This window comes from Rhodopirellula bahusiensis, from assembly GCF_002727185.1.
Lineage (GTDB): Bacteria > Planctomycetota > Planctomycetia > Pirellulales > Pirellulaceae > Rhodopirellula > Rhodopirellula bahusiensis.
Map to the genome: position 1 here is coordinate 161,940 of NZ_NIZW01000017.1, position 23,558 is coordinate 185,497.

General features: G+C 55.2%; 20 protein-coding genes. 16 read left to right on the forward strand and 4 right to left on the reverse strand.

What is annotated here, in order from left to right; all coding sequences use genetic code 11:
* Nucleotides 1–26: 26 nt before the first annotated feature.
* From CEE69_RS20985 to CEE69_RS21000, 4 genes are all read left to right on the forward strand, one after another.
* Complete coding sequence (locus tag CEE69_RS20985) at nt 27–482, forward strand: hypothetical protein (RefSeq protein ID WP_099262569.1); 456 nt, start codon at nt 27–29, stop codon at nt 480–482.
* Nucleotides 483–529: 47 nt separating this feature from the next.
* Nucleotides 530–1,624 carry a DUF1559 family PulG-like putative transporter gene (locus CEE69_RS20990; RefSeq protein ID WP_099262570.1) on the forward strand — a complete coding sequence of 365 codons (1,095 nt, stop codon included), beginning with the start codon at nt 530–532 and terminating at the stop codon, nt 1,622–1,624.
* A 244-nt stretch (nt 1,625–1,868) separates the two neighbouring features.
* Nucleotides 1,869–3,599 carry a LamG-like jellyroll fold domain-containing protein gene (locus tag CEE69_RS20995; RefSeq protein ID WP_233215484.1) on the forward strand — a complete coding sequence of 577 codons (1,731 nt, stop codon included), beginning with the start codon at nt 1,869–1,871 and terminating at the stop codon, nt 3,597–3,599.
* A 91-nt stretch (nt 3,600–3,690) separates the two neighbouring features.
* Complete coding sequence (locus CEE69_RS21000; RefSeq protein WP_099262572.1) at nt 3,691–4,575, forward strand: DMT family transporter; 885 nt, start codon at nt 3,691–3,693, stop codon at nt 4,573–4,575.
* A 36-nt stretch (nt 4,576–4,611) separates the two neighbouring features.
* On the opposite strand, the gene CEE69_RS21005 is transcribed toward CEE69_RS21000, so the two are convergent.
* Nucleotides 4,612–5,628: an alpha/beta hydrolase fold domain-containing protein gene (locus CEE69_RS21005; RefSeq protein WP_390179992.1), complete on the reverse strand. Its 1,017-nt coding sequence runs from the start codon at nt 5,626–5,628 to the stop codon at nt 4,612–4,614.
* Between the two features lie 199 nt (nt 5,629–5,827).
* Here CEE69_RS21005 and ribA point away from each other — a divergent pair, with 199 nt between their 5' ends.
* Both ribA and CEE69_RS21015 read left to right on the forward strand, forming a co-directional pair.
* Nucleotides 5,828–7,048 (forward strand): GTP cyclohydrolase II, encoded by a 1,221-nt coding sequence (gene ribA / locus CEE69_RS21010; protein ID WP_099262574.1) that lies wholly within the window; start codon nt 5,828–5,830, stop codon nt 7,046–7,048.
* Nucleotides 7,049–7,083: 35 nt separating this feature from the next.
* Complete coding sequence (locus CEE69_RS21015; RefSeq protein ID WP_158231053.1) at nt 7,084–7,587, forward strand: hypothetical protein; 504 nt, start codon at nt 7,084–7,086, stop codon at nt 7,585–7,587.
* Here the strand turns inward: CEE69_RS21015 and CEE69_RS21020 are convergent.
* Both CEE69_RS21020 and CEE69_RS21025 read right to left on the reverse strand, forming a co-directional pair.
* Nucleotides 7,500–8,567 (reverse strand): hypothetical protein, encoded by a 1,068-nt coding sequence (locus CEE69_RS21020; RefSeq protein WP_099262576.1) that lies wholly within the window; start codon nt 8,565–8,567, stop codon nt 7,500–7,502. The genes CEE69_RS21015 and CEE69_RS21020 overlap by 88 nt on opposite strands.
* Nucleotides 8,568–8,608: 41 nt before the next feature.
* Nucleotides 8,609–11,866, reverse strand: a complete 3,258-nt coding sequence (locus CEE69_RS21025; RefSeq protein WP_099262577.1) for a hypothetical protein — start codon at nt 11,864–11,866, stop codon at nt 8,609–8,611.
* 296 nt (nt 11,867–12,162) lie between these two features.
* On the opposite strand from CEE69_RS21025, the gene CEE69_RS21030 reads away from it, so the two are divergent.
* The 5 genes from CEE69_RS21030 to CEE69_RS21050 all read left to right on the forward strand — a co-directional run bounded on the left by CEE69_RS21030 (nt 12,163) and on the right by CEE69_RS21050 (nt 18,438).
* Nucleotides 12,163–12,387, forward strand: coding sequence for a hypothetical protein (locus CEE69_RS21030; protein WP_099262578.1), 225 nt, complete (start codon nt 12,163–12,165; stop codon nt 12,385–12,387).
* A 15-nt stretch (nt 12,388–12,402) separates the two neighbouring features.
* Complete coding sequence (locus tag CEE69_RS21035; RefSeq protein ID WP_099262579.1) at nt 12,403–14,424, forward strand: DUF4129 domain-containing protein; 2,022 nt, start codon at nt 12,403–12,405, stop codon at nt 14,422–14,424.
* Nucleotides 14,421–15,479: a potassium channel protein gene (locus CEE69_RS21040; protein ID WP_099262580.1), complete on the forward strand. Its 1,059-nt coding sequence runs from the start codon at nt 14,421–14,423 to the stop codon at nt 15,477–15,479. Before CEE69_RS21035 ends, CEE69_RS21040 begins: the two co-directional genes overlap by 4 nt.
* An 87-nt stretch (nt 15,480–15,566) precedes the next feature.
* Nucleotides 15,567–17,354 (forward strand): hypothetical protein, encoded by a 1,788-nt coding sequence (locus CEE69_RS21045; protein ID WP_099262581.1) that lies wholly within the window; start codon nt 15,567–15,569, stop codon nt 17,352–17,354.
* A 130-nt stretch (nt 17,355–17,484) separates the two neighbouring features.
* On the forward strand, nt 17,485–18,438 hold the full coding sequence (locus CEE69_RS21050; RefSeq protein WP_099262582.1) for a DUF1571 domain-containing protein: 954 nt from the start codon (nt 17,485–17,487) through the stop codon (nt 18,436–18,438).
* A 479-nt stretch (nt 18,439–18,917) separates the two neighbouring features.
* On the opposite strand, the gene CEE69_RS32555 is transcribed toward CEE69_RS21050, so the two are convergent.
* Nucleotides 18,918–19,187: a hypothetical protein gene (locus tag CEE69_RS32555; protein WP_158231054.1), complete on the reverse strand. Its 270-nt coding sequence runs from the start codon at nt 19,185–19,187 to the stop codon at nt 18,918–18,920.
* 861 nt (nt 19,188–20,048) lie between these two features.
* Between CEE69_RS32555 and CEE69_RS21075 the strand changes: the two genes are divergently transcribed.
* From CEE69_RS21075 to CEE69_RS21090, 5 genes are all read left to right on the forward strand, one after another.
* Nucleotides 20,049–20,612, forward strand: coding sequence for a hypothetical protein (locus CEE69_RS21075; protein WP_099262587.1), 564 nt, complete (start codon nt 20,049–20,051; stop codon nt 20,610–20,612).
* A 137-nt stretch (nt 20,613–20,749) separates the two neighbouring features.
* On the forward strand, nt 20,750–21,214 hold the full coding sequence (locus tag CEE69_RS33290; RefSeq protein ID WP_099262588.1) for a hypothetical protein: 465 nt from the start codon (nt 20,750–20,752) through the stop codon (nt 21,212–21,214).
* 97 nt (nt 21,215–21,311) lie between these two features.
* Nucleotides 21,312–21,611, forward strand: a complete 300-nt coding sequence (locus tag CEE69_RS21085) for a hypothetical protein (protein ID WP_099262589.1) — start codon at nt 21,312–21,314, stop codon at nt 21,609–21,611.
* Between the two features lie 245 nt (nt 21,612–21,856).
* Nucleotides 21,857–22,426 carry a DUF6932 family protein gene (locus CEE69_RS33715; protein WP_390179990.1) on the forward strand — a complete coding sequence of 190 codons (570 nt, stop codon included), beginning with the start codon at nt 21,857–21,859 and terminating at the stop codon, nt 22,424–22,426.
* A complete protein-coding gene (locus tag CEE69_RS21090) occupies nt 22,423–23,370 on the forward strand; it encodes a hypothetical protein (protein ID WP_143549296.1) in 948 nt (315 codons plus the stop codon). Before CEE69_RS33715 ends, CEE69_RS21090 begins: the two co-directional genes overlap by 4 nt.
* Nucleotides 23,371–23,558 lie beyond the last annotated feature (188 nt).

Genomic DNA, 23,558 nt, shown 5'->3' on the forward strand with positions numbered 1-23,558 from the left:
CTTTCCTATTTCCAGAGCCCGACTGAATGAAACCCTTTGCTGCGTTGCTGATTTTGACAGCGTCCCTCCTCGTCACCGGCTGCGATTCAGAACCGCTTCTTCATCCAATCAGTGGCCAAATCACACTCGACGGGAAGCCTTACGAACGTCTGATCGTCTATGTCCGCCCGGTCGACGAAGAAGTCAACCAATACAACCTCGGCGTCGGCGAAACCGATGCCACCGGAAAACTGTTCCTTCGCTCGACCGCCGGCGAAGGCCTCGCTACCGGAAAGTATCGAGTCAGTTTTTCTTGCATCGTCAGTGGCAAAGGCGAAACCATCGGGTCCAGCGATGAAAAGGCGGATGACGACCGCCGTCTGATCACAAAAGACATTGTCCCGCCCGCTTACGGCGATGGAGGCGAATCCACTCTCGAGTTTGAAGTCGTCTCCGGAAGCGACAACCGAATCGAATTCGATATCCCAGCCAAACAGTCCTGAAGAATCTTTCTCCGCAACTACGCAATTTTCCATTCGAGACCAATCTGATGAAACGACACAACTTTCGCCAACGACATGGCTTCACCCTCGTAGAATTGCTGGTGGTCATCGCGATCATCGGTGTTCTGGTCGGCTTGCTGCTCCCTGCTGTCCAAGCGGCTCGCGAAGCTGCACGACGAATGCAGTGCAGCAACAATCTCAAGCAACTTGGCTTGGCAACACACAACTTTGCCTCCGCGTACAGCGAAGACTTGCCAATGCTTGGCGAAGCTCAGGAAGGTGGTCACTGGAGCGCATTCATTATGCCTTACTGTGAACAGTCCAACCTCTTCGAATCGCTCACGTTTGGTTCGACCAACTGGGCGGCAGGCACCGCGCTCAGCAACGCCGACATCTCATCCGCGAATCCACGGGATCGACAAGTCGCCGCTTGCGAAGCGATGATCAGCGTCATGCGATGTCCTTCCTCCGTCGCCCCTTCAGCTATCTTTGACGCGTCGGTGTATTCGCCACCGTGGTTCGTTGCCGCCCGTACGCCAGCCAACTACTTGGCCGTTGTGACTGGCATCCAACCCAATGACTGGAAACCTTCATGGGGATGGGGTCGCGACAACCAACCAACGTGGGGCGATAGCCAAACGACGAAGCACCACTCCGAGTTGGATGGAATGATTCAAACCCGTCATCCCGATCGTGCTCGGATTGCCCAAGGCGGCATGGGTGGAGCCACCAAGTTTCGCGACGTGATCGATGGATTGTCCAACACCCTGATGTTCGGCGAAGCGATCCCCGATCCACAACTGGCCACCATCGCATCAACCGCTGAAAACGCCAACTCCGGCCGGAAAGATCACTGGGCAATTGGTGGCGACGATTTCGACAACTGGGAAGGTACCGACTGGTCGGAAATGGGCGGTTCAACCGCTGTGCCAATCAACTATGCCAAACCTGTCGACATCCCAACCGCAGATGACTCGCCCGAGTGGGGAGCCTACGAAGTCAGCTTCGGCAGCCAACACACCGGCGGTGCTCAGTTCTGTGCCGGCGACGGATCGGTCCGATTCCTTACCGAATCAATCGACATGACCATCTTCTCCGCTTTGGGCACCCGGGATGGCGGCGAAGTGGTGGAACAACCCTGATCCATCACGACACCTGTTTTCCATGAATTGTTTTCCTTCTTTGAGATACCCAATGCGTTCGATCCCACGACGGGCCTTCCGTCCTGTCATCTGTTTCCTTCTTGCTTTCACGACATGCTCAACAGCCTTTGGACACGATGGCCCCGACCCTCGGGCGCATTGGGTTTTTGGATCACCCTTCTTTCAAAATGGAAAACTAAAGAGCCAACTGGGTCCCAGCCTGACCGGTCAAGGATCTCCAACGTTGGAAGATTCTGATGGGCTCAATGCCATTCGTTTGGACGGAGTGCGTTCCTACTTCGTCGCAGACCAACCCTGGACTGATCTTCAGACCAGACTTCCCAGTGAAGCGATCACCATCGCCGCTTGGGTTTCGCTGGATCAAATGACTCAATACGGAGGCATCGTCTCGGCTCTTCAAGACAATGGTGACTTAGAACAAGGTTGGGTTCTTGGTTACAACGACAAAACATTCACGTTTGGACTCTCCAGCCAGGATGCTGACGACGGGAATGGAATGATGACCTACTTGGAAGGAAACACCGAAGCGGTTCCTGGCAAATGGTTCCACGTCGCGGGTGTTTACGATGGTGAAACCATGCAGCTATGGGTCAATGGCAAGCTGGATGCGGAAACCGATGTCCAAGGCGGACCAATTTTGTATCCGAAGCAAACCGATTTAGCGGTCGGTGCCTACTTGGACAAAAACGAATCCTATCCCATGTGTGGACGACTCGCCAAAATCGCTGTTTACGACTTAGCAGCCAAACCAGCATGGATTGAACACGACTTCAAACATCAAGAAGCATGGGCAGAGCTTCCTCCAACCGCGAAAAAGAAAGCCCCGTTGGACTTCTTGGTCGCTCCGTTTCTGCAGTACGCCACCACCGACAGCATTCGAGTGGTTTGCGAAACCAATTCCGAGTGCGAAGTCACGGTGCGTTTCGGAGAAACCGCGGAATTCGACCGTGAGAGCATTGCCGGTTCCGACGACAAAACTATCCACTCGGCGTTGTTGGATGGCCTGACCCCCGAAACCGGGCACTACTATCAAGTCACCGCGACCGACATCGAAACCAAAGCTTCGGTCGAAAGCGGAGTGCTATCGTTCCAAACCGCTTCTCTGCCTGAAACTCCGTACGCTTTTGCTGTCATTTCTGATACGCAGGGCAACCCTGCCGTCAGCGGAAAAGTCGGTGAATTGGCATGGGGACTTCGACCAAACTTCTTGGTGGTCCCCGGCGACCTTGTCAGCACTGGCACGATCAAGAATGAATGGGTCTATCAGTTTTTCTCCAGCATGAACCCGCTGATCTCTCGAGTCCCGTTCTATCCTGTCCTGGGCAACCACGAACGGAATGCGGATCACTACTACCGGTACATGGACCTTCCCGCACCCGAATACTACTACTCGTTTCGATATGGGAATGCAGCGTTCTTCATGCTCGATTCCAACAAGGAAATGGGTCCGGACAGCGAACAGTATCAGTGGCTCGAAAAACAGCTCTCCGCACTCGAATCCGAAAAGAAGGATGGCGAAGTGGTTTGGACGTTTGTCAGCTTTCACCATCCCGCGTATTCATCCGACGAAAACGACTACGGAGACCTGTGGAAAGGCAAGAGCAATTGGGGCGACTTGAGAATTCGCCCAATGACCAAATTGTTCGATCGCTTTGGTGTGGACATTGTCTGGAATGGACACATCCACTCTTACGAACGAACCTGGAAGATGCACAACGAGAAACCTCAGAACGACCGAGGCACGATCTACATGATCACCGGTGGCGGCGGTGGCGGTCTTGAACAAGCCGGCCCCATCCGACCTCCGTTCCAGCAAACCGTTCGTCGCGGACACCACTTCGTTTACGTCGCGGTCAATGGCAACGAATTGCAACTGAAGTCGTATGACCTGGAAGGCCAACTGTTTGATACGGTTTCGGTGAAGAAGCAGACTGAAACGTCCTCGACCAAGTGATCTCTTCCTGACGAAAGCAACGGCAGATCGGCGACGACGATGACAGGGGTTCAACTATCGCATTGGAGGAGCAGGCGGTATTGTTTCCGCCATGCACCTTTTACTTCCTTTGCTGGCCAGCGTTCTGTTTGTCTGCGGGCTGATCTTTGTCAAACGAGTCAGCCGATCCGCCGCGCGTCCTGATGGCGTCGGTCAAGTCACGCTTTTGTTCTGCGTGAACATGGGCTCGTCCGCGTTGATGTCGCTGCTGTGGCTCTTCGACGGACCGGAAACTTACTGGCTGAACTTTTGGCAACCGGCGATCGTTGCGTTGTTGTTCATGATGGGCTTGCTGCTGACTTTCACGGCGGTGGAAGTCGGCGATGTCTCGATCGCGACACCGGTCTTCGGCGTGAAGGTTGTTTTCGTCACCTGCTTGCTCGCGTTTTCGTCGGCCAACGGTGTTCCAAGCTCCATCTGGGGAGCCGCTATTTTGGCCGCAACCGGAATCGCATTGATTCAGTGGACTGGCCAACATCATCCTCGCCGAATCGGACTGACGATCGCGTTGGCACTCGGAGCGGCGTGTTGCTACGCGACGTTTGACTTGTTGGTGCAACGCTGGTCGCCGGATTGGGGATCGACTCGGTTCCTGCCCGCCGTGTTCGTCATCGTCGCGGCACTTTCGCTGCTGGCACTGCCATGGATTCGATGGCGGCCCGTCGTCTCCAACAACAATTGGAAGTTGCTCGTTCCCGCGATCATCCTGCTCGCCTGCCAAGCGTTCTGCATCACGATCGCAGTCTCAGTATTTGGCGACGCCGCGCGACTGAATGTCGTCTACTCACTTCGCGGTTTGTGGGGCGTTCTGCTCGCTTACACCGCGGCAAGAATTTGGGGCGGGGACGAAGCCGACCTCAGCGGCAAACTTCTGCTGATGCGATTGTCGGGCGCCGGGTTGCTGACGTTGGCGGTTGCCTTGGCTGTGTTGGCGTGATCGCCAAACCAGACGATGAACATCCCGAACCGCTGACTACGGATCCAAAAGCTGTTTGACAAAGAAGTCCTGGATATGTTGTTTTGTCGTCGGATGAAACAGCGTCATCATGTGCCCTTGGTTCTCGATCACGGTCAACGAAACCGCCACGCCGGCGTCGACCAGAGCCGCAGCGAACTTCTCGCTGTTCTCGATCGGAACCAACAGATCCTTTTCACCATGGATCAACTGCATCGGAGGATCGCCAGGTGAAACATGGGCGGTCGGCGAGGCTCCCAAGTAATTGTCAGGCACTTCCCGCGGCGTTCCACCCAGAAAGTAACTCAGCCCAGCGTTGTCATCAGGTACGATCCGAAAGTCACACGGGGGCCCACCCGCGCACACCGCGGCGATGGGAGGCAACAGGTCCCAACGAGGATCATCTTGCGGCCACTCACTGGCCAACATTTGCGTCGTTCGATCTTCGTTGCCCATCACTCCGATCAACGCCGACAAGTGACCTCCCGCGGAGTAGCCGAACATCCCAACACGATTGAGATTGATCTTCCAATCATCGGAGTGCTTGACCAGCTGCAACAGAGCTTGCCGAACGTCATCAACCTGCCGCGGAAATTGATGCTGTGGTGCCAAGCGGTAGTTCATGTTGACGACGACGAAGCCCAGTTGAGCCAGCCGATCGCAATACGTTCGGAGAGTCCACTTGTCCCCGATCGCCCAACCACCGCCATGAATCATCAGCACCGCGGGTCGAGGCGAACCTTCCACGACAATGTCACCCGCATCGTTCGTCGTGACGGTGTGCTGGTCCGAAATCGGCACGTGCAAATCAAACAATCCCGCACTGCCGTCGGAATCGCTGTAGCGGAGATCGAGAAACTGCCGCACCTCGATGGACTGAACCGAGTCTTTGGCGGTGGCGGCTTCGTCTTTGGCGGTGGCGGCTTCCTTCGGCTGAACCGCATTTCCACCATCCGCGGACCAAGCCAACGTTGACGCGAAAACGAACCCGCAGGCGACGACGCCACCCAATCGAGCCACCAGAGTTCCGGGCATTGGAGCCTTCCGCCGAACCGCCATTGGCAAGAACTTCAGCGGCGTCAAACGACTGATTGAAAAAGGTTTCTGCGTCATATTTGGGTCCGTAGGCGAGGTTTCCACAACACGTATAATACGGGCAGGTCCATCGCCGAGTCATTGCAAATTCGCCGCATCGGCTTCCACCATTCCCCATCGCCGACCTGATCTACCCAATATGTCATCCTCGATTGAGTTGAACACGATCCCCGAAGCCGTCGAAGCCATTGCGCGAGGCGAAGTCATCATCGTGATCGACGCGGAAGACCGTGAAAACGAAGGTGACTTCATTTGCGCCGGCGAAAAAGCGACCCCCGAACTGATCAATTTCATTTTGGGCGGGCGCGGACAGTTGTGCGTCTCGGTCCTGCCAGAAGTCTGCAAACGCCTGGAATTGACCCCCGTTGTGCCGCAAAACAACGCTCCGCTGCAGACCGCTTTCATGACGCCGATCGACATTGCGACGGCAAAAACTGGCATCACCGCCGCGGAACGAAGCGAAACGATCCGCCGATTGACGGATTCCGAGGCCACCGAAGAGGATTTCGTGCGTCCCGGACACGTGTACCCGTTGCTCGCCAAAGAAGGCGGCGTGCTGCGTCGCGCCGGGCACACCGAAGCAGCAATCGACCTGTCACGCATGGCGGGCCTGGCTCCGGTTGGCGTTCTGTGCGAAGTGCTGAACGAGAGCGGCGACCGTGCCTCGCGTGACGATTTGGCTCGACTCGCGAAACAGCACGACCTGAAGATCATCAGCATCGAACACCTGATCGCTCATCGGCGAGTCAGCGAGAAACTCGTCAGCCGTGCGGCGACTTCCGAACTGCCGACACGTTATGGAGACTTCGAGGTCATCGTTTACGGGGTCAACTACGAAGCTCAAGAACCGATCGCACTCGTGTTTGGTGACCTGACCGCTCCTGGCACGCCGCCGCTGGTTCGAATGCACAGCAGTTGCTTCACCGGCGACTTGATTCAGTCGCTGCGATGCGACTGCGGCGATCAACTTCACATGGCACTGGACATGATCAGCCGCGAAGAACGTGGCGCTTTGATCTACCTGCCGCAAGAAGGTCGTGGGATCGGATTGGCTCAAAAAATTCGAGCCTACGCTCTGCAAGACAAAGGAATGGATACGGTCGAAGCCAACCACGCACTGGGCTTCAAAGCCGACATGCGTGACTACGGCGTGGGCCTTCAGATCCTGAAAGACCTCGGTTTGTCAGAAGTTCGCTTGCTCACGAACAACCCCAAGAAAACGAAAGCGTTCAACCTTCGTGGCTTTGACTTGAAAGTCGTTGACCAAGTTCCAATCGTTCCGCCAACGAACGAGCACAACGTTCGTTACCTGGAAACCAAACGCGAAAAGATGGGTCACCAGTTGCCTCCGTTGTCGTGAGCCCGATCGCAGAAAATCCGGCGCATCCAGATTCAATGCTGCCGCTGCGATGCGTCGTGCTGCATCACCGCGTCCCAAGTCTTTCCGCACAAGATCCATCGGCCGGCGGCACGGTCTCACGCGGGGACCATTTCGACTGGATGTTTGAAGTTCCCGGTGATGGCGAACTGTGGACGTTTGCAACGCCCGTCATTGACTTGGAGCCCACGGAACAAATTCCGATGAAGCGATTGCCCGACCATCGTCGACGGTACTTGGATTACGAAGGCCCAATTTCCAACAACCGAGGCAGTGTCACTCGGATCGCATGCGGAACTCATCGAGCGTTTCCCGCCACTTCGTCATGCGATGCGAATCAAAATGGCTTCCGCACGACGGTCGAGCTGGAACCAATCGCTGAATCAATTGCTTGGAAAAGCGTTCGACAATTCCAACTCCATTTCCAGCATGATCACTGGTACTGCGACAGCGAATCGTCCGATCGAGTTCGCAAGATAGCGGGTGTCGCTTGGGATGGCTTTCTGACCATCCAACGTTGACCGGAAGCTTTCGTCCCTGATGCCCGAGAATCAGCTCGACGCTGTTCAAAGCTTCGGTTGGTCGCCACGGATTCTTGATCAGAGCTCTGTTCGAGGCTTTCAGTCACGGCTGCCGACTTTCCATCCGTCGCCTTGTTTTGCGGGTCTGAGTTTTCTTGCTCTGGTTCGCTTGATGGTTGCGATTGTTTTCGGAACGACACGAATCGGTGCAATGGACCGCGTGGCGAGTAGTAATCCTGAGCCAACTGGCCCGCTTGGCCAGACAATCGCAAACGTCCGGCCGTCAGGTTCACCAGTTCGATGATCAGCGGTGCGAACGCGTAGTGCGGATCTTCTTGCGGAATGTGCACGAGCGCGATCGGCCCGTCTTCGGTGAAGTCCCAGCGAATATCAAGATCGCCCAGCGCAGCTTCGCGACTGATACGGCGAACAAACGGTTCAAGCGGCAGCGGCAATGCGCCGGCTTTCAGGTCCGACAAGTGAATGGCGAGCAGGTTGGGCTCTTCCGTCATCTCAACTGACAAGCGGCATGACACGACCGTGTCCCAACGCGATGACTGATACCGAACCGCCGCGAGAATTTGTCCGTCTTCGATCGCAATGGCTGGTTCGCGAACCCCACGTTTCGACAAACGGTCAAAACGTTCTGGCAGTTGATCAGACAACCACGCATTGATTTCATCTTCGCTGAAGGACGCGTTCCAAGAACCACGCCGCAACAAATCCGATTGCAGTTGCTGCACGTCATGTTGCAATTGATTTCTTGCAACCTGCATCGCTTGATCAGATTGATTGAATGCCCGCTTATAAAACTCAGGCACCTGGCGGGATTGCCAAACGGCCCAATAGCTCGCCGCCCCACCGACGATCAATGCGACGCCGAGAACCGCCGCCACGAATCGCCCCCAAAAACGAAGGGACGATCGACTGCTTTTTTCAGCGTTCGCAGGTTCTGATCGATGCGATTGCGAATGGGACATAAGCCAAACCTCGGGAAGGCGTTCGACTGATCAAGTGGGACTCAAAATCTTAGCGGCTGTGGTAACCAGTTGCGAATTCTGCCGGTTACGCCTGGTCTTTGCATGGGCGAATCCACCACCGGTTGTGAATTCGTTGCGGTGTCGGGCGGCCGATTCGGATCCGGCGTTGGTGCCAATGCATTGGTGGGCATTGGCGAATTCGATGTCAAACCCGCGGTGTTGATGGCGGCCAAGGGTGCCCCCAATTCGTGCGCCCCAACTGCGACGGAGGTGACCGCAACGGTGCTGGAACCACCTCGTCCAAAGACGGGCTCAACCAACGATCGGTTCACCTCGGCGCGTCTTGGATCCACCGATCGTCGTTTTGCGAATTGCAACAACTGCTTCGCCCAGAATTGATTCAGCAACTGTGCCGCCGCCTTGATGTCGTTCCGCTGAAGACCCTGCACGGCCAAGTAAGCCAAACTTTGAATCTCAGCTCGTTCGGCTCGGCTGGCAAACCAATCGGACACAAAAACGTCGTCCACCCAAATGATTCCGTCTGACAAATTGTCGATCGTGACTCGCAAGTCGCGTGTGTTTTCCACGTCGATGTTCAACCACTCCAGGACCACGGTTGAGTCCTGCCATTTCCCATCCACGGGCACTTCCACCTCACGCCAATGACGGCAGGGCTGTCCATCAAGGGAACCTTCCAACGCAACTCGCAACGTCAAAGTTTTAGAAGGTTCCGCAGCGGCCCCGTCTCGAAGAGAAGCGGCAGGCCGATTTTGATTGGATTGAGTCCACGCTGGGCCGCGTGACATGGGATTGCCGATTGGTTCCGTCGTTCCATCGGGCTTTGAGAGTTCTTTGGTGGGTTCGCGTAAACCTCTTAGAGCCATCGAGATCGCGACGCGTCCGGCATCGGGAGTGGCAATGTTTTTGCTGATCAACCAAGCCTGTGTTCCCGAGGAGTCGCGTGCAGCGAGTCGTACACTCTGCTCGCCTCGAAAAGCCGATCGCGGATCCAGTTTGACCGCATCGGCGGGATGCTGAGCGTGCATCCAACTGGGTATCCCCAATCGTGCGTTCGCATCCGGAAGACTCTTTTGCTCGAAGCCACCGTTGCTGAGCAATGACTCGGGTGCTTTAAGAACGGAAGGCGGTGTCGCTGCTTTTGGTGATCGCAACAAAGTCGTGCTGGCTTGGATCACCCGACCAGGATTCCAACGATCGATCGAAGATCTAGTAGGTGCAGTCTGCGTCTCGTCGACATCTGTCGCAGTGTTCAATCCACAAGGCAATCGATCCAGTTCGCTCAGCAAGCCAACATGCTCGACAATCATCGTGACTTGTTCGGTGATTCTCGGAATCATCGCGGCGGGATCAGACACGTATCCGGTCCAAGCGAGCTTTCGAGGCAAAGGTGTTTCGCTCTGGCAGATAACCATCTGACGCGGAGGCAATTTCAATCGGGCTCCCAAAGCAGTTTGCTCGGGCTTCGTGAGCATCAATTGACTGGCGTCTTTCCCCGGTTCCGTCTTCCAATTCGTTGATTCCGTTGTCGTCAGCGTGACGCTCATTGGCCACGGCGCACGGTTGATCAAAACCAAACAGTGGCTGGTCGGATGCACCGACACGGTCACCAATCCATCGATCGATTGGTGTTTGCCAGCGGAAGCTTCCGACACGACGGTCGCAAGTTGGTCACTCCAGTGTTTCCACGCGTAGCAAGCGGCGGTTCCGCTTGGTGTGTCGAGCATTTCGACGTCTGCCAACACAAACTGAGTGACTGGCGGTGAGTTTGGCCGACTGACCGAACGAGAAACTTCGTCCCACCAACCGATCCATTGGTCGTCCATCTCTTCCGCCATGACGGCATCAAGCTTCGCAGCAGATGGTGGTGCAGAATCGACGCCGGAGCTTTGGTATCCCAACCAAACACCTTCGAACGGACCAAAACCCCGACTGTCAACGACTTGGAAATGCGTGTTCAAACGCGGCGGTGGTTGCCGGCGATGGTCTCGGACGAGCCAAACTTGTCCGGTCATTCGATTCGGTTGCGAGCGACGAATCTCAGCGAGCGTTTGTTGCAGAGTGGGCAAACCAGCCTCATTTGCATCCTCAGCCGAAGGCGATTCCGCGATCGCATCTTCAACCAGCATCAGATGCTGATCGTTCAAGTCAGCAATGATTGGAAGCAACGCGTCGGTCCCATGATGGTGACCGCATTGTCGGCACTGGATCGTGTCCGATTGCCAACGCACGACAAACCCGATGGCCAGTCCGTCGCCCCAAAATTGGTTCCAGGTATCCACCAACTCGTCCACCGGCGCACCGCATGGCAAACGCGGTGGTTCCAGCCAAACTTGGCCTTCCGCCTGAATCATTTGCTCGGCTGCCAAGCGAACCAGCAACGCATCGTCGATCGGATCAAGGCCGCTAGCCGTTGCATCGGAATCGCCGCCGGGTGAGGGTTTCGCGATTGGCAGCACGATTGCATCCACCCCGTTGTCGCGAATGGATTTGATCTCTCGCTGCAAGCAATTCGAACGCGCTTGCCAGATCATCGCGTCACGAGAAATGGGCGCACCTTCACTTCGCCATTTCCAATTCAATAGCGAGTGTTCGGATTCGGACGAATCAGCTTTCGCGTTGGAACACCACGACCTCAGCGTCGCCATGTCAATTCGCGTCATCACCTGACACGGCGGAAGCTTCTTGGCAGCGGGTGGACTGGTCGTATTTTTTGTGATGCCTGTTTGCGTGGGGAGGCGTGCTGGCAATGCCACGACCGTCCAACTGCGTGCAACATCCATCGAGTCGCTTTCGGTCAACGAATCCAGTCGCAACCAACGTTGCCATCCCGAGTGATCTCGAGGGACTCGCATTTGAACATCGTAGATTCCGGGCTCGGTGATCGTGATTGGTTCAGAAACCGTGTCCGGTGAAATCGCCACCTGCCCGATCAAGGCATTGGTGTCAGCCGAACGAATGTCCAAGCGTCCTGAAACGGTCGACTGAACGGGGGTCGCTTCCGTGGGGTCTGGTTCGGCGTCGGCTGAGTCGGCTTCGCTTTCGATTCGAAAACGAATGACGGACTCACTCAATTCGCACGATGGCGTGCCAAAACGCGGCAAAACGACGATTTTTTCGCTGGTTTGTGCGAGGGCGTTTGTCACGCCAAACACGCAAACAATGAATCCTGTCAACGATCGCCAAACTGCGATCGCGAAAGGATCGTAGAAAGGTCGCGGCACGTCGCGACAGAAGCCGTGACGCATGTTCGTGCGAGCGTTCGTTTCGCCTTGCCCCATCACTTAAAAACCAGCTTTCGTGAAAACCACCACCTAATGGAGTGGTCGATTCGGCGAGTATCAACGGGATCCAACTCGGTCCGTCCAATGCCAAAGTACTGGTTTCATCACCGCCATCACAAGATGATTTCCGCGGGGAGACAGTCCGCAATTGACGCCCCCATAGAGGCATATTCACCACCCTTGACGCGAAAGATTCACCCCAAAATCAGCTGTGATCGATGTGACCAAATCACTTAAGCTAGAGGGAGTTCCGCAACCCAGTGGAGAAGCATATGAGTGCCCAATGGTATTACATGAGCCACGGATGGTTTCATACGACGAAACGGATCGGCCCCATCAGCGAACCCGAGATGCTGCTTCGGATAGACCGAGGGAAAATTTCTCCTGAAACGTTGGTGCAAAGCTCGAAGACCCGGCAGCGATGGGTCCCAATGAGTACGATTGAACCTGCCATGCGGCGATGGAAAGAATCCCATCCCAACGAAGCCGGTGACGCCGCGCACGGGCAGGCCAGCTAGCAAAACGGCGCATTCTTGAGCCGACTGCATCACACCGCCGCCGACTACGCCGCCATCGCGATTGCGCCGGTGTTGATCTTTGTGATGCTGTTCAGTCTGGCCAGCTTCTTGTGCACCGTCCTGTATTCGGGGAACTACTCGGGTGCGTTGGTGTGGACGATGCTGATGTACTCGATGGGAGCCACCGCGGTCGCTCGCATCACCATCGAAAACGATCGCCAGTACTCGTCGCTGTACGCGATCGCACTCGGCATCGCGACTTTGTTTGTCTTGATTCGCTATGTCGGCGACCCAATCTTCTCGATCGGAATCGTATGGGTGGTCGGCTACTTGGCGGACAAGATTGTTCACGACTGCACGATCGTGGACGACTCCGTTGACAGCAGCGGACAAGGTTTGGTCGACAGTGGTTTGTCGTTCCTCAAACTTCGGCGGCAGCAAAAACAACAAGCCGATATCTCGTCGTCGAACGTCGCGGGCGAAGAAGGCAACACGCCCAAGCGAAAGTCCAAACGATCTTCGAAAGACCCCGCCGCCGGCCACCAACCTGGCCGGACTGTGTTGTGGTTGGCACTGGGTGCATTGCCGCTGTTTGGTTTGGGTCAGTTCTTTCTCAGTGGAGATTCCAAGTCATGGAATCTCGCTCGAATTTTGCTGACGCTCTACTTGTTCTCCGCGCTGTCGCTGCTGGTGGTGACATCATTCTTAAACCTTCGACGCTACCTGCGTCAGCGACAAACGGAGATGCCGCTTGACGCAACCGTCGCTTGGCTTGCTGGTGGCATTGTCATCATCGGACTGATTCTGATGATCGCCTACATCGCTCCGTTGCCAGGCAAAGCCGTTGCGTCGATGAAGGTTCCCGAATTTCTTAACAACCGATCGCCACTGTCAGCCAGTGAATATGGTTGGGGCGACGAGGGCGCGGAGATCAGCGACGAGAACGACGCCCAGTCATCCGAAACCAGCCCGGACGGATCGCCAAGCGGTGAAACCAAACCCGGTGCAAAAGCCGGCGGTCAAAAAGGCAACCGCGAAGACGGTCCGGCGGGTAGCGATCCCGGTGGCAAGAAGCAGGGCAAGGGACAAGACCCCGGCGGCGATCAACCTGCTGGCGGCAAAAAGAGCGAATCATCCAAGAACCAATCCACTTCCAACGATTCCAAGAACTCGGGCAACCAGCAACAACAAAAGTTCGAACAACAAGGCAAAGCATCGCAAAACGATTCGCCTCAGTCGAAGGGCGAATCCGCATCTCAATCCGATCAGTCAAGCGAATCGAACTCGGAACCATCCGAATCATCCAACGGCGATTCGCAGAGCGGAGATCAAGACGATTCCAACTCCCCATCAGAGTCATCTGAGGAAAACCAATCGCCTGAGAACCAGTCCGCCGAAGATCAATCGTCACAGCAATCCAAGCAAAACGACGAGCAGTCCTCGCCACCTTCCGACAACCAGAATCAAAACGCGAATCAGCAGAAGGAACCGCTGTCGGCCCGGACCAAACCTCCGCCCGATCGTTCACCATCTTTGAGCGGCGTGTTCAACACGATGGCGAGCATGCTGAAGTGGCTGATCCTCCTTGGCTTACTCGCCTTCATCGCGTTCTTTGTCGTCCGCAACTTGGACGCCATCCTCGCGTGGTGGGACAGCCTTTTCGCGGATGACGATCGAGAGCCCTCGGAACAACAGCCATCAACCAAGAAGAAACTTGAACCCGAAACGCCACCGCGACCATTCGCATCGTTTCGCAACCCGGTTGGCGATCCCGATCCCCGGCGTGTGGTGGTCGTCACGTTCCAGGCGTTGGAAGCTTGGTGCCGGGAACAAGGCGTCGAACGCTCGCCGGACGAAACGCCTTCGGAATTTGTACGTCGCGTTGCGGTCCAGTTCCCGACGCTGGGTCAATCTGCGGTTCAGGTCGTCGATGCCTACAACCGAATCGTTTATGGTCGTGCAGCGGCCACGAAAGATGATGTCGAGGCCGCCAGTTCCGTATGGCAAGTCTTCGCTGGTGGCATCCGCACTTCATGACCTCGCATTTGCACGCACCCATTCACACCCAAATCGCACGCGTCACGGCGCCGTGGATGTTTGCGATATCGGTGTGGTTCCTGGTGTGCCAAGCGATCTTGATCGTGATGTGGGTTGATGTCCCCAACCTGCGTGAATCGACGACGCAAGCTCACGTCGACGAATACGTGATTCGAGTCGACTCGACTTACTTGGGCATGTGGTTCGAACGAATCGCGATTTTTTCGATGCTGGCGATTTGGCCCATCGTGATCCTCGAGTCCGTCTACCACTGGATCATTCGTCCAAAGTCGCGATCGATGCGATGGTTCCACTTCTTCACGTTGATGTTCTGCATTTGCCCATCACTTCGCATGTGTGCTCGCAGCTACGAAATGCACGGCCAGCTCTGGTTGCCGGGCATGTCGTGGCAACGCACCAACAAACGATTGCGACGCCGTTTGGCTCAGCACTTCAGCTTTCCGATGATCGGCATCGCGCTGTTGATCTTGCCGGTGTTGGTCACTGAATTCTTTCTGAAAGACCAAGTCGCGAGGTACCAATGGCTGCGAATCACGTTGCACGTCAGCACCGGAGTGATCTGGTTCGCTTTCGCCGCAGAATTCATTTTGATGGTGTCGATCGCGGAGAAGAAGATTCAGTACATCCGCCAAAACTGGGTCGATCTGGCGATCATCATGTTGCCGTTCTTCTCGTTTTTGCGATCGATGCAGGCGGTCCGCGGAACCCGTTTGGCGAAACTCGCGAAAATTCCGCAACTGGCCAAATTGGCTCGGGCATATCGGCTTCGAGGCACCGCTCTGAAGGGCTTTCGAGCCCTCGTGATTTTGGGCGTCGCCACTCGGTTGTTCAAAACCAACAAGAAACGCCAGCTCGAACGATTGCAGGCGGAATTGGCCGTTGCGCGTCGTGAAACGCGACTGATCCGGCTCGCAATCGCACGCTTGGAGCGAGAAATCCAGGAGGAACTGGACGACGAGGCGGAATTGTCGGCGGCAATTGCCGACACGGGCAGCCACAGCGACGCCAAGATATCCGAAAAGAATCTCGCCTAAATTGCCAACATTGCTGAAACTTCGGCGAATCGGCCTGGGTACCTTTCTTCGTAGGCGCCCTGTTCTTGAGATGACACGGCCTTACAGTTGAAGCTCTTGCCTTTCAATTTCCAATTTGATCCGATAAAGGACGCACCCGTGAGATTGTCGTACGCCCGTTTCCAACCCGCCCGCCCAGGCATTTCTCGAGTTGCCACGTTCGCGTTGGCCGCTTTGGTCGCCTTCGCTGGCATCGCATCACCGTTCACTTCGGTGATGGCTCAAGAAAAATTGACTCCCGGTGGCGGCAGTGCCGTTGCGGGGCAATCCACTGAACCAGTCGTCGTGGTCACGCTGGGCAGCATCGATCAATTGACCCGCGACTTGAACTACCTCAGCGGTGCGATCGGCCAACCACAACTGGGCGGCATGTTCGCCATGATGGCCGGAACCTTCACGCAAGGCATCGACACTTCGCAACCCGTTGGCATTGTCGTTCCCTTGATTGATGGTGCTCCTGAACCCATCGCATTGCTGCCGACATCGAACGTCAAAACCGTGCTCAAACGCATGGAAGCTCAAGTCGGTCCCGCCGACGAACTGGATGACGGCACAATGGTGATCGCCATCGGCGCCAACACCGTCTTCATTCGCCAAGTTGGCAACTGGGCGGTCTTGGCTCGCAACCGCGCCGTGTTGGACAACGCTCCTGCTGACCCGTCGGCGGTCATCGGTGAAATGGGTTCGGACTACGACATCGGCATTCGCTTGGAAGTGCAACAAGTTCCACCGCCAATGCGTGACGCTTTGATCGGCCAAATCCGCCAAGGATTTGACCAAGCCATGAAGCAGCAACAAAACGGCGACGAAGCCGCGATGGAATACGCTGCTCAATCGATCGAACAGCTCGAACAAATCATCGATCAAACGAAAGACTTGATGATCGGAATCGACATCGATTCAGCCAACCGTCGTGTTCTGTTGGAGACCGAGTTCACCGCCGTCCCAGGTTCCAAGCTGGCACGGATGTACGACGGACAAAAACCGATCCCATCGGCTTACAGCAGCGTCGTTCGTGATGATGCAGCCGGCTACGTTCACTTCGCCAGCTCCATCGGCCCCGAGGCTCTTGAGCAAGCACAAACAAGCGTCGATGGCGCGATGCAGATGCTGGGCTCGGCTTTGAGCCAAACCGACAAGCTGAGCGAGAGCGAGCAAGCCGAAGCGACCGACATGATCCGTCGAGTCGTGGAACTGATGATGGACTCGGCCAAAGAAGGCAAATCGGACTTCGGTGCGTTGTTGCTGACCGATGCCAACAAACTTCAATTCGCTTTGGGTGCATTCGTATCCGACGGTTACGAAGCCGCCAGCATCGTCAAAGATGTGGCTGCAAAAGTCCAAGGCCACGGCGACGCGCCTCGCTTTGAGTTTGACGTCAAAAAGTACAAAGACGTCAACATGCACTTGGTCGAAGCGGACGTGCCCGCTGACGAAGACGAAGTTCGCAAGATCTTCGGCGAACAAGTTCGCGTTCACATCGGAACCGGCCCCAAGGCCATCTACGTTGCTTTGGGCGATGACAGCCTGCCATTGATGAAGCAATTGATCGACGCGGAAGCGACTCCCGTTGCCCCAACCGGCAACACGCTGATGCAAGTCGAAGTCAACCTGATGCCGATCCTTCAGTTTGCTCAATCGATCGAGAACAACGATGCGATCGCCGCTATGATCGACGCTCTTTCACGAGCCGATGACGCTGGTGAATTGCGAATCGTTTCCGAAGCGATCGACAACGGTCAAATCAGCCGTTTCATCATCGGTGATGGCATGCTGCAGGCCATTGGTGCGGCCGCTCGACAAGCTCAGCAAGCCAAGATGAACCAAGGCTTCTGAGCCAACTCTGTTCGGATCATTTGCTCTGTCAGATGACCTGAATGAACCACGCTTCAAACCTCTCTGGGCCGACTCGATATCGGGTGGATCCAGGGAGGTTTTTTCTTGTCCTCCAAAGTTGCCCGGTGTCATGGCCTCTGATTCATCTTCCGCCTCATCCGACGCTGATGTCCCTTCCCGCGGTCGCGGCCGAGCATTCCTGTTCGGACTGCTCTGTTTCGTTGTAGGACTCGCATCGGGATGGTTCCTGCGAGGAAAGCAATCGCCTCGCTCCGTGGCCTCACCGCCCACCGTGGTCGGAACTGACTCATCTTCCGCGAATCGCACATCAACCGACGGCCAGTCGGCTTCGTCGGAAGTCCCCATGGCCGAGGTGTTGAAGCTCGCGGAGGAATCGCTGCAGCATTTGATCGCCAACGTTGACGGCTACACAACGCGAATGATCAAGCACGAACAAGATCGCAACGGAGTTCTGCAAGAACCGTCTGAGATGTTCATGAAGATCCGAACGCGACATGTCGGTGGTGAATCTGGCCACGGCCTGCGTGCCTACTTGCGATTTGAGACACCTGAATCCGCAAAAGGACGCGAGGTGATTTGGATCGAAGACCAAAACGATGGCCAGCTTCTCGTTCGCGAAGCTGGATTCATCGGCAGCATGATGACCGCCAAGCTCGAGCCCACCAACTTTCTGGCGATGCGAGGCCAACGCTATCCGATCACCGAACTGGGACTGACCAACTTGGTTCGCAAGTTGATTGAACGTGGCTCTCGCGACATCGACAATCCCGACGTCCAAGTCATTCGCACGGAAGGGCATGACTTTGACGGGCAATCATTGACGTTGCTCCAGATCAAACGGTCCATACCGAGCGACCAACCCGATGACTTCTCATTGGCCGAAGTCGTGATCGACGAAGAACAGAAACTGATCGTCAGCTTCCGCAGCTTTGGTTGGCCAGAGTCCGAAGGCGAAACGCCGCCCCTGATCGAATCGTACGAGTACCACGATCTGGTCATCAATCCGACGTTGACCGACCTCGATTTCGATCCAACCAACCCGGACTACACGTTTCCCGAGTGAGGCGATTGATCACGGATACGCTAGGCCCGATGAAGTGGATGAATTTGGCCTTTGGCCAAAGCGTGCGGGTGGCGTAACACAAGACCAGTGGCGTTGCCCGCTGGCTATGTTGAGCTTGGCCATTGGCCAAGGTGGACGACTGGCCAACGGCCAGTTTCATCGAAGCCAGTTGATTCGCCCCTGGGACTCTGCCCGGTTGCCCCTGACGAATCGAAAACCAGCTTTTGGCTGGCAAAGGTTGCGTTCGCCCAGTGAGCACTGGTTCCCAAACGCACAAAATGCTTGACATCGGCGTGCTGCACCACCACGTTAGGTGAGGGCAGCGCAACCAGCGATAAGCCCCTCCCAACCAGCGATAAGTCCGAGACTGCGAACCTGAGACGGGACAACGCAACCGGTGAGAACACCCTTCCATCCAACTTATCTCCGGACCAACCGGGGATAATCACATCGTTACCCAACCGAGACCATTGCGTTTATCACATCTGCTGACCTTTACGACGGCTACTATTCTGCTTGGCTGGTTTGCGTTCGTGACAATGCAATACGCTCAACATCGAATTCGTGTGAAAGGCATTGCTCATCAGCTGCAGATGGATGACCGCGTCTTTCATATCCTCCCTGGATCTCTCAATCCGCCGACCGCAATTGCCGGCGAAGAACGCTTGCTTGTGGTCGGCGAATCTGACAACGACTTTCTTCTCTGCAGCATTGTCCGCAGTTCGCAATACACTGATTTCCGGGGACAATGGAAACTCGACGTCTGCTTTCGCCCCGACTTGCAACCAGAGCATCCCCGACTTGCGGTATGGGAATCGTTGGATCACTTCCCGACTGAAACAGATTTGACGCGGTTTCGATCCGACGCGTTACGAAAGCCGTGGGTCAAATGGGACTGCCCCCAGGGGTCGAATCCAGAAAATGGTGGGTAACCATGACATCCACACGGAGCGGTGGTGGAGACCTGCTTCGCTTTCCAATCACACCGGCTTCCACCGCCCGGTGATGTCCGTCGTTATCCGACAAAGATCACATGAATCCATACGAGCCTGCTGAACTCTCGCATGAACACGTCGGTCAAGTCGCGCCGCACAAGCGGCCCCCGATCGCCACCGTTACCGCGTTGGCTAGCATCGCTTTCGCAGTTTTTGTCCTAGCGTCTTCTTGCTTTGATTCGGCCGCCTGGTTCTTGCGTGCTCGGTTTGGTGATGAGTTTCCGGTGCCCATACTCTTGCCCGCGATCGCACTTGCGACTTGGCTGTTTAGGCCCACTTCCCGGAACCTTGCATACGCTTCACTATCGCTGTTCGTCGTTGCCGCAATTCATTACTTTCAGCTTTCGGCATACACCCATGTGTGGGAAACCGTTGATACCGTCTACAACAGCGCTCACGATCGACTCCATTCATCATTCTGGTGGTGCGTTTTTCCGTTTGCCGTTGCGGGTGTACTACTCGCTTTTACGTCCTTCCGATTGACTTTGGCTACCGCAGAATTCCGAAATCGCGGATAACCAACGCGTGCACGCGGAGGCCCGTTGGTCACTTTTTACGAATGGATACTCAACACACGGGCCCCGGTGACGCGGGCCGTTCCCCGACTGAATGCCAATGATCGCACTCGGCTACATGGCGAAACGTATCGTCGAGCGTCCCGATTGGCTGGGCGTACCAACGGTCCGCGACGTCTACGCCGTGTCAGACTGCATCTCACCGGACTTTGCGGACTACATAACTTTTTGGGAGCACAACGGCTTCTGGTTCTTCGACCGGCCTTCCAACATTACTAGGCTTTGTACGCAGCACGGCATCTCGTTGGATGACCTTACCTTCGTGTATTACGAGGCCCATCCGCAGCAATTCGACAACGACGATCACACCTGGCGGGACTTCGGACCTGAACTGGACATCAAGACGGATATTTTGCCAGCAACCGCATCGACACTGCTCGGATATGACATCGTCTGTTACTCGATGCAGAACTCGCCCGAATGCTCACCGTTGTCGTGCAACCACGTCGCGACTGACGTCCAAGTGAATTCGCACTGTCTTATCGACTCGCTTGACTACGCTATCCAATCTCTCGAAACTGGCATCTTTGACAACGCCGAGCCCGGCCCGATGCGGATTGTTGCCGTCCACTCGCTTCGTACGGGAGCGGACGGGGAACCATGACATGCACGAGAGCACGGCTTGCGACGCTTTTTGCTATGGATAGTCAACTCTCAGTGCCCCGTGATGTCTACCGTTCCGCGAATTGAGACGTTTGCGAACACATCAAGATTCACCATTCATTCCGCAGGTTGCCATCAATGCCGAAACACACCATTTCCATGTTTTCCGGATTGCTTGTTTTTGCAACCGTTCTTTGCTCGCCCACCGCTTACGCTGACGAGCCAACTACTGAGATCGATCCTCATCCAAGTGAGGGAGTCATTCGCTTCGAGTTTTCGGGATCGTACAACGTGGTCATCGACGGTGCGACCGTAGCGACGGGGCAGGGCACGACAACGGTCGAACTGAGCCAATCATTTGTGTACCAATTGTTTCATGATTTTCAGAAAACGCTTCAGGACTCGAACATTGTTGGGGACGACGTAGCCAATGGGATCTCGTCACTCCCGTCCACCATTCGTTCGGCGAACGAGACACTCAAATTGTTGTCGGATCCCGAAACGCAAGAAGCGCTCAGGCAGGTCGAGTCCATGCTTCGTTTGCTCCCAAAAACGACTGCCTCAAAGGAAGTGTCGACCGACTCTGATTCTGACCAAAATTGATCTGCCCGAGATCGAAGGGGACGGGGCCATTGCGATTTCTATTGGCTCACTTTTGCCCCGCTCCCTTTTGATTGCTCCACGTCATTTCCGATCGCCGATGAACATCCAAACGAATGATCGACGCAAACTCATTCTCATTGCCGCTGCCAGCTTCGCTTGCGGTTTTATGGCGTGTGGTTTGTTCTGGAAGGGTATTCCTCTGGCCGACCGTCACACCTTTCACGAGGTGACCGTTCAGTACACGATCGACGATGGTCTCGGTGGCGTGTCGACGTTCAGTGACCTGGAGGTTGAGTCGGCTGTCCTCGGCTCGGACTATCTCACCATCGCGCACGTTGACGGGCAAGTCGAAGTCATCCCCATCGAGCGAGTCGTCCGCTTCAGCTGCAAGCCCTGACCGGGCCGAGATAGAGCTGGTTGCTCCAATTCGGCTGAATGCGAGGTCGAGAATCATGAAAATTACGGGCGTGACCAAACGTGTCGGGGAACAATGCACTAATGAACAGCCCAGATACACATCCTGCCCGCTTGTTCCGCTTCTGACTAAAGTAGCTTTTGACTCGGACGAGCTAAGGCAGATAGCCAACTCTGTCCGATCGTGAATGCAGACCAACATGGCTACGCGAGCGAGAAACCGGAGCAGTGAACGACAAGAAAGACTACCCGGCACTTTTCAAGCCTGGATTGCATAGAAAGACGCTCAGTCAATTGCGCCACATCACGGTCGACAAGTTTCCTGAATCTCACCGGCGGCGTTCCATATTCGCGGCTGTTTGCGAGATTCACCGAACGCTAACCCATCACGGGATACCGTGTCGAATGTTTATTGACGGCTCATTTTCGACCGAAAAGCAAGAGCCTGGGGATGCGGACATCGTCTGTGAATTTCGCAACGATGACATCACGACGTTGCCACTCAATGCACGCCAAGTTTTGCAGTGGGCGTGTGCAGGTGAGCATCATTTGGATGACCGGTGTCACCTATTCGGATATGTGACGTACCCGAAGTCACATGCCCTTCATCAGCTCAGCAGGGGCTACCAAGACTACTGGATGGATTTCTTTAGCCATGGTCGTGACAGATCCCCCAAAGGACTTCCATTCATCGAAGTCAGCAACCGCTCGACAATACAATCTCGAGGAACTGGTGCAGCGTTGACATCGCATCCTAGGCTAGTTTCGACGTTTCCGCGATCATGGAGAGCAACATGAATGCAATCGACTCATGCAAACGCTCGCTAGCTAACGTCGACGCGAGGATTTCGGATGTTCGTCAAGCCATCAACAAGAATCCTGAAGAAGCCTGGAAGTTAGAACTCTCGCTTTCTTCGTTGCAAAGCCAAAGGAAACTACTTGAGAAAGAAATCGATGAACTGAGCTTACAGGCTGGACGGGAAGTGTGTTCCTATCGGATTGTCGACACGGATGCATTGCCAATTGCCAGTTTGGGAGAGTCGCTCGTTTCGTTTCAAGAAGTTTTCACAACGATCTACTCGGCAGCGAAGCAAGACAGTGAAAAACGCACACGGGTTCCTCACGCTCATGTCGCGGAATCGAAGCTTCTTTTCAATTACTCTTTCGCTGGATCGGTCGGGATTGCCATGGCGTCGCCGTCGGACCCACAGTTTTTTGAAAGTGATCTGCGACACGCCGTGGATATATTGTTTGAGCTGGCATCTGGCGACGATGAGCAAGTTCATGCACACGCAGAGAAATTGGGAAAGGTATCAATTCGAAAGCTCTATAATTGGGCCAAGGTCCACGTCGACATCAATTCAGGTATTGAAATTATCTGGAGAACTGGCGCCGACTCCTTCATTCAATCACTCATCTCCAAAGAGGCATTTCGCGATTTAGAACTGCGATTGTTTAAGGTGACGGACATCATCGAAGATCGGCGAATGCTCTCTGGTGAACTCGTTGGCGCCGACGTTAAAAATAACACGTTTCACTTTGTGGCGGACGATGGCTTGGAAATCCGTGGCAAATACAGCAAAGCCAATAGCGAAGACCAACACATCGAATTGCCGATGAATTGCATTGTCGAAGTTTTGAAACACACGGAATTGCGATACACAACTGACGATGAGGTGATTCGTTACGAGTTGCTGCGGATCATGCTCGCCGACAGAAAAACAGGCGATGAAACGCAGTAACGGCTCACTGCCTGTGGAATGCTCCCCAAAACCTGATCCAGGGGTTATGAAAGTCTAGAGCCAATTCCGGCCGAGGATTTTCCATGAGCAAGAAACGACGACGACATTCACCTGAACAGATCATCAAGAAGCTACGTGATGCGGATGCCATGCTGGCGGCCGACAAGAGCGTTGGCGAAGTCCTGCAA

Coding starts and splice junctions, on each gene's coding strand:
- CEE69_RS21005 (WP_390179992.1), bottom strand. CDS start 5,628: ATGCCCGGAACTCTGGTGGCTCGATTGGGTGGCGTCGTCGCCTGCGGG.
- CEE69_RS21040 (WP_099262580.1), top strand. CDS start 14,421: ATGACCTCGCATTTGCACGCACCCATTCACACCCAAATCGCACGCGTC.
- ribA (WP_099262574.1), top strand. CDS start 5,828: ATGTCATCCTCGATTGAGTTGAACACGATCCCCGAAGCCGTCGAAGCC.
- CEE69_RS21020 (WP_099262576.1), bottom strand. CDS start 8,567: ATGTCCCATTCGCAATCGCATCGATCAGAACCTGCGAACGCTGAAAAA.
- CEE69_RS21030 (WP_099262578.1), top strand. CDS start 12,163: ATGAGCCACGGATGGTTTCATACGACGAAACGGATCGGCCCCATCAGC.
- CEE69_RS20985 (WP_099262569.1), top strand. CDS start 27: ATGAAACCCTTTGCTGCGTTGCTGATTTTGACAGCGTCCCTCCTCGTC.
- CEE69_RS21085 (WP_099262589.1), top strand. CDS start 21,312: ATGAACATCCAAACGAATGATCGACGCAAACTCATTCTCATTGCCGCT.
- CEE69_RS20990 (WP_099262570.1), top strand. CDS start 530: ATGAAACGACACAACTTTCGCCAACGACATGGCTTCACCCTCGTAGAA.
- CEE69_RS21015 (WP_158231053.1), top strand. CDS start 7,084: ATGCTGCCGCTGCGATGCGTCGTGCTGCATCACCGCGTCCCAAGTCTT.
- CEE69_RS21000 (WP_099262572.1), top strand. CDS start 3,691: ATGCACCTTTTACTTCCTTTGCTGGCCAGCGTTCTGTTTGTCTGCGGG.
- CEE69_RS21025 (WP_099262577.1), bottom strand. CDS start 11,866: ATGGGGCAAGGCGAAACGAACGCTCGCACGAACATGCGTCACGGCTTC.
- CEE69_RS33290 (WP_099262588.1), top strand. CDS start 20,750: ATGCCGAAACACACCATTTCCATGTTTTCCGGATTGCTTGTTTTTGCA.
- CEE69_RS21050 (WP_099262582.1), top strand. CDS start 17,485: ATGGCCTCTGATTCATCTTCCGCCTCATCCGACGCTGATGTCCCTTCC.
- CEE69_RS21090 (WP_143549296.1), top strand. CDS start 22,423: ATGAATGCAATCGACTCATGCAAACGCTCGCTAGCTAACGTCGACGCG.
- CEE69_RS21075 (WP_099262587.1), top strand. CDS start 20,049: ATGATCGCACTCGGCTACATGGCGAAACGTATCGTCGAGCGTCCCGAT.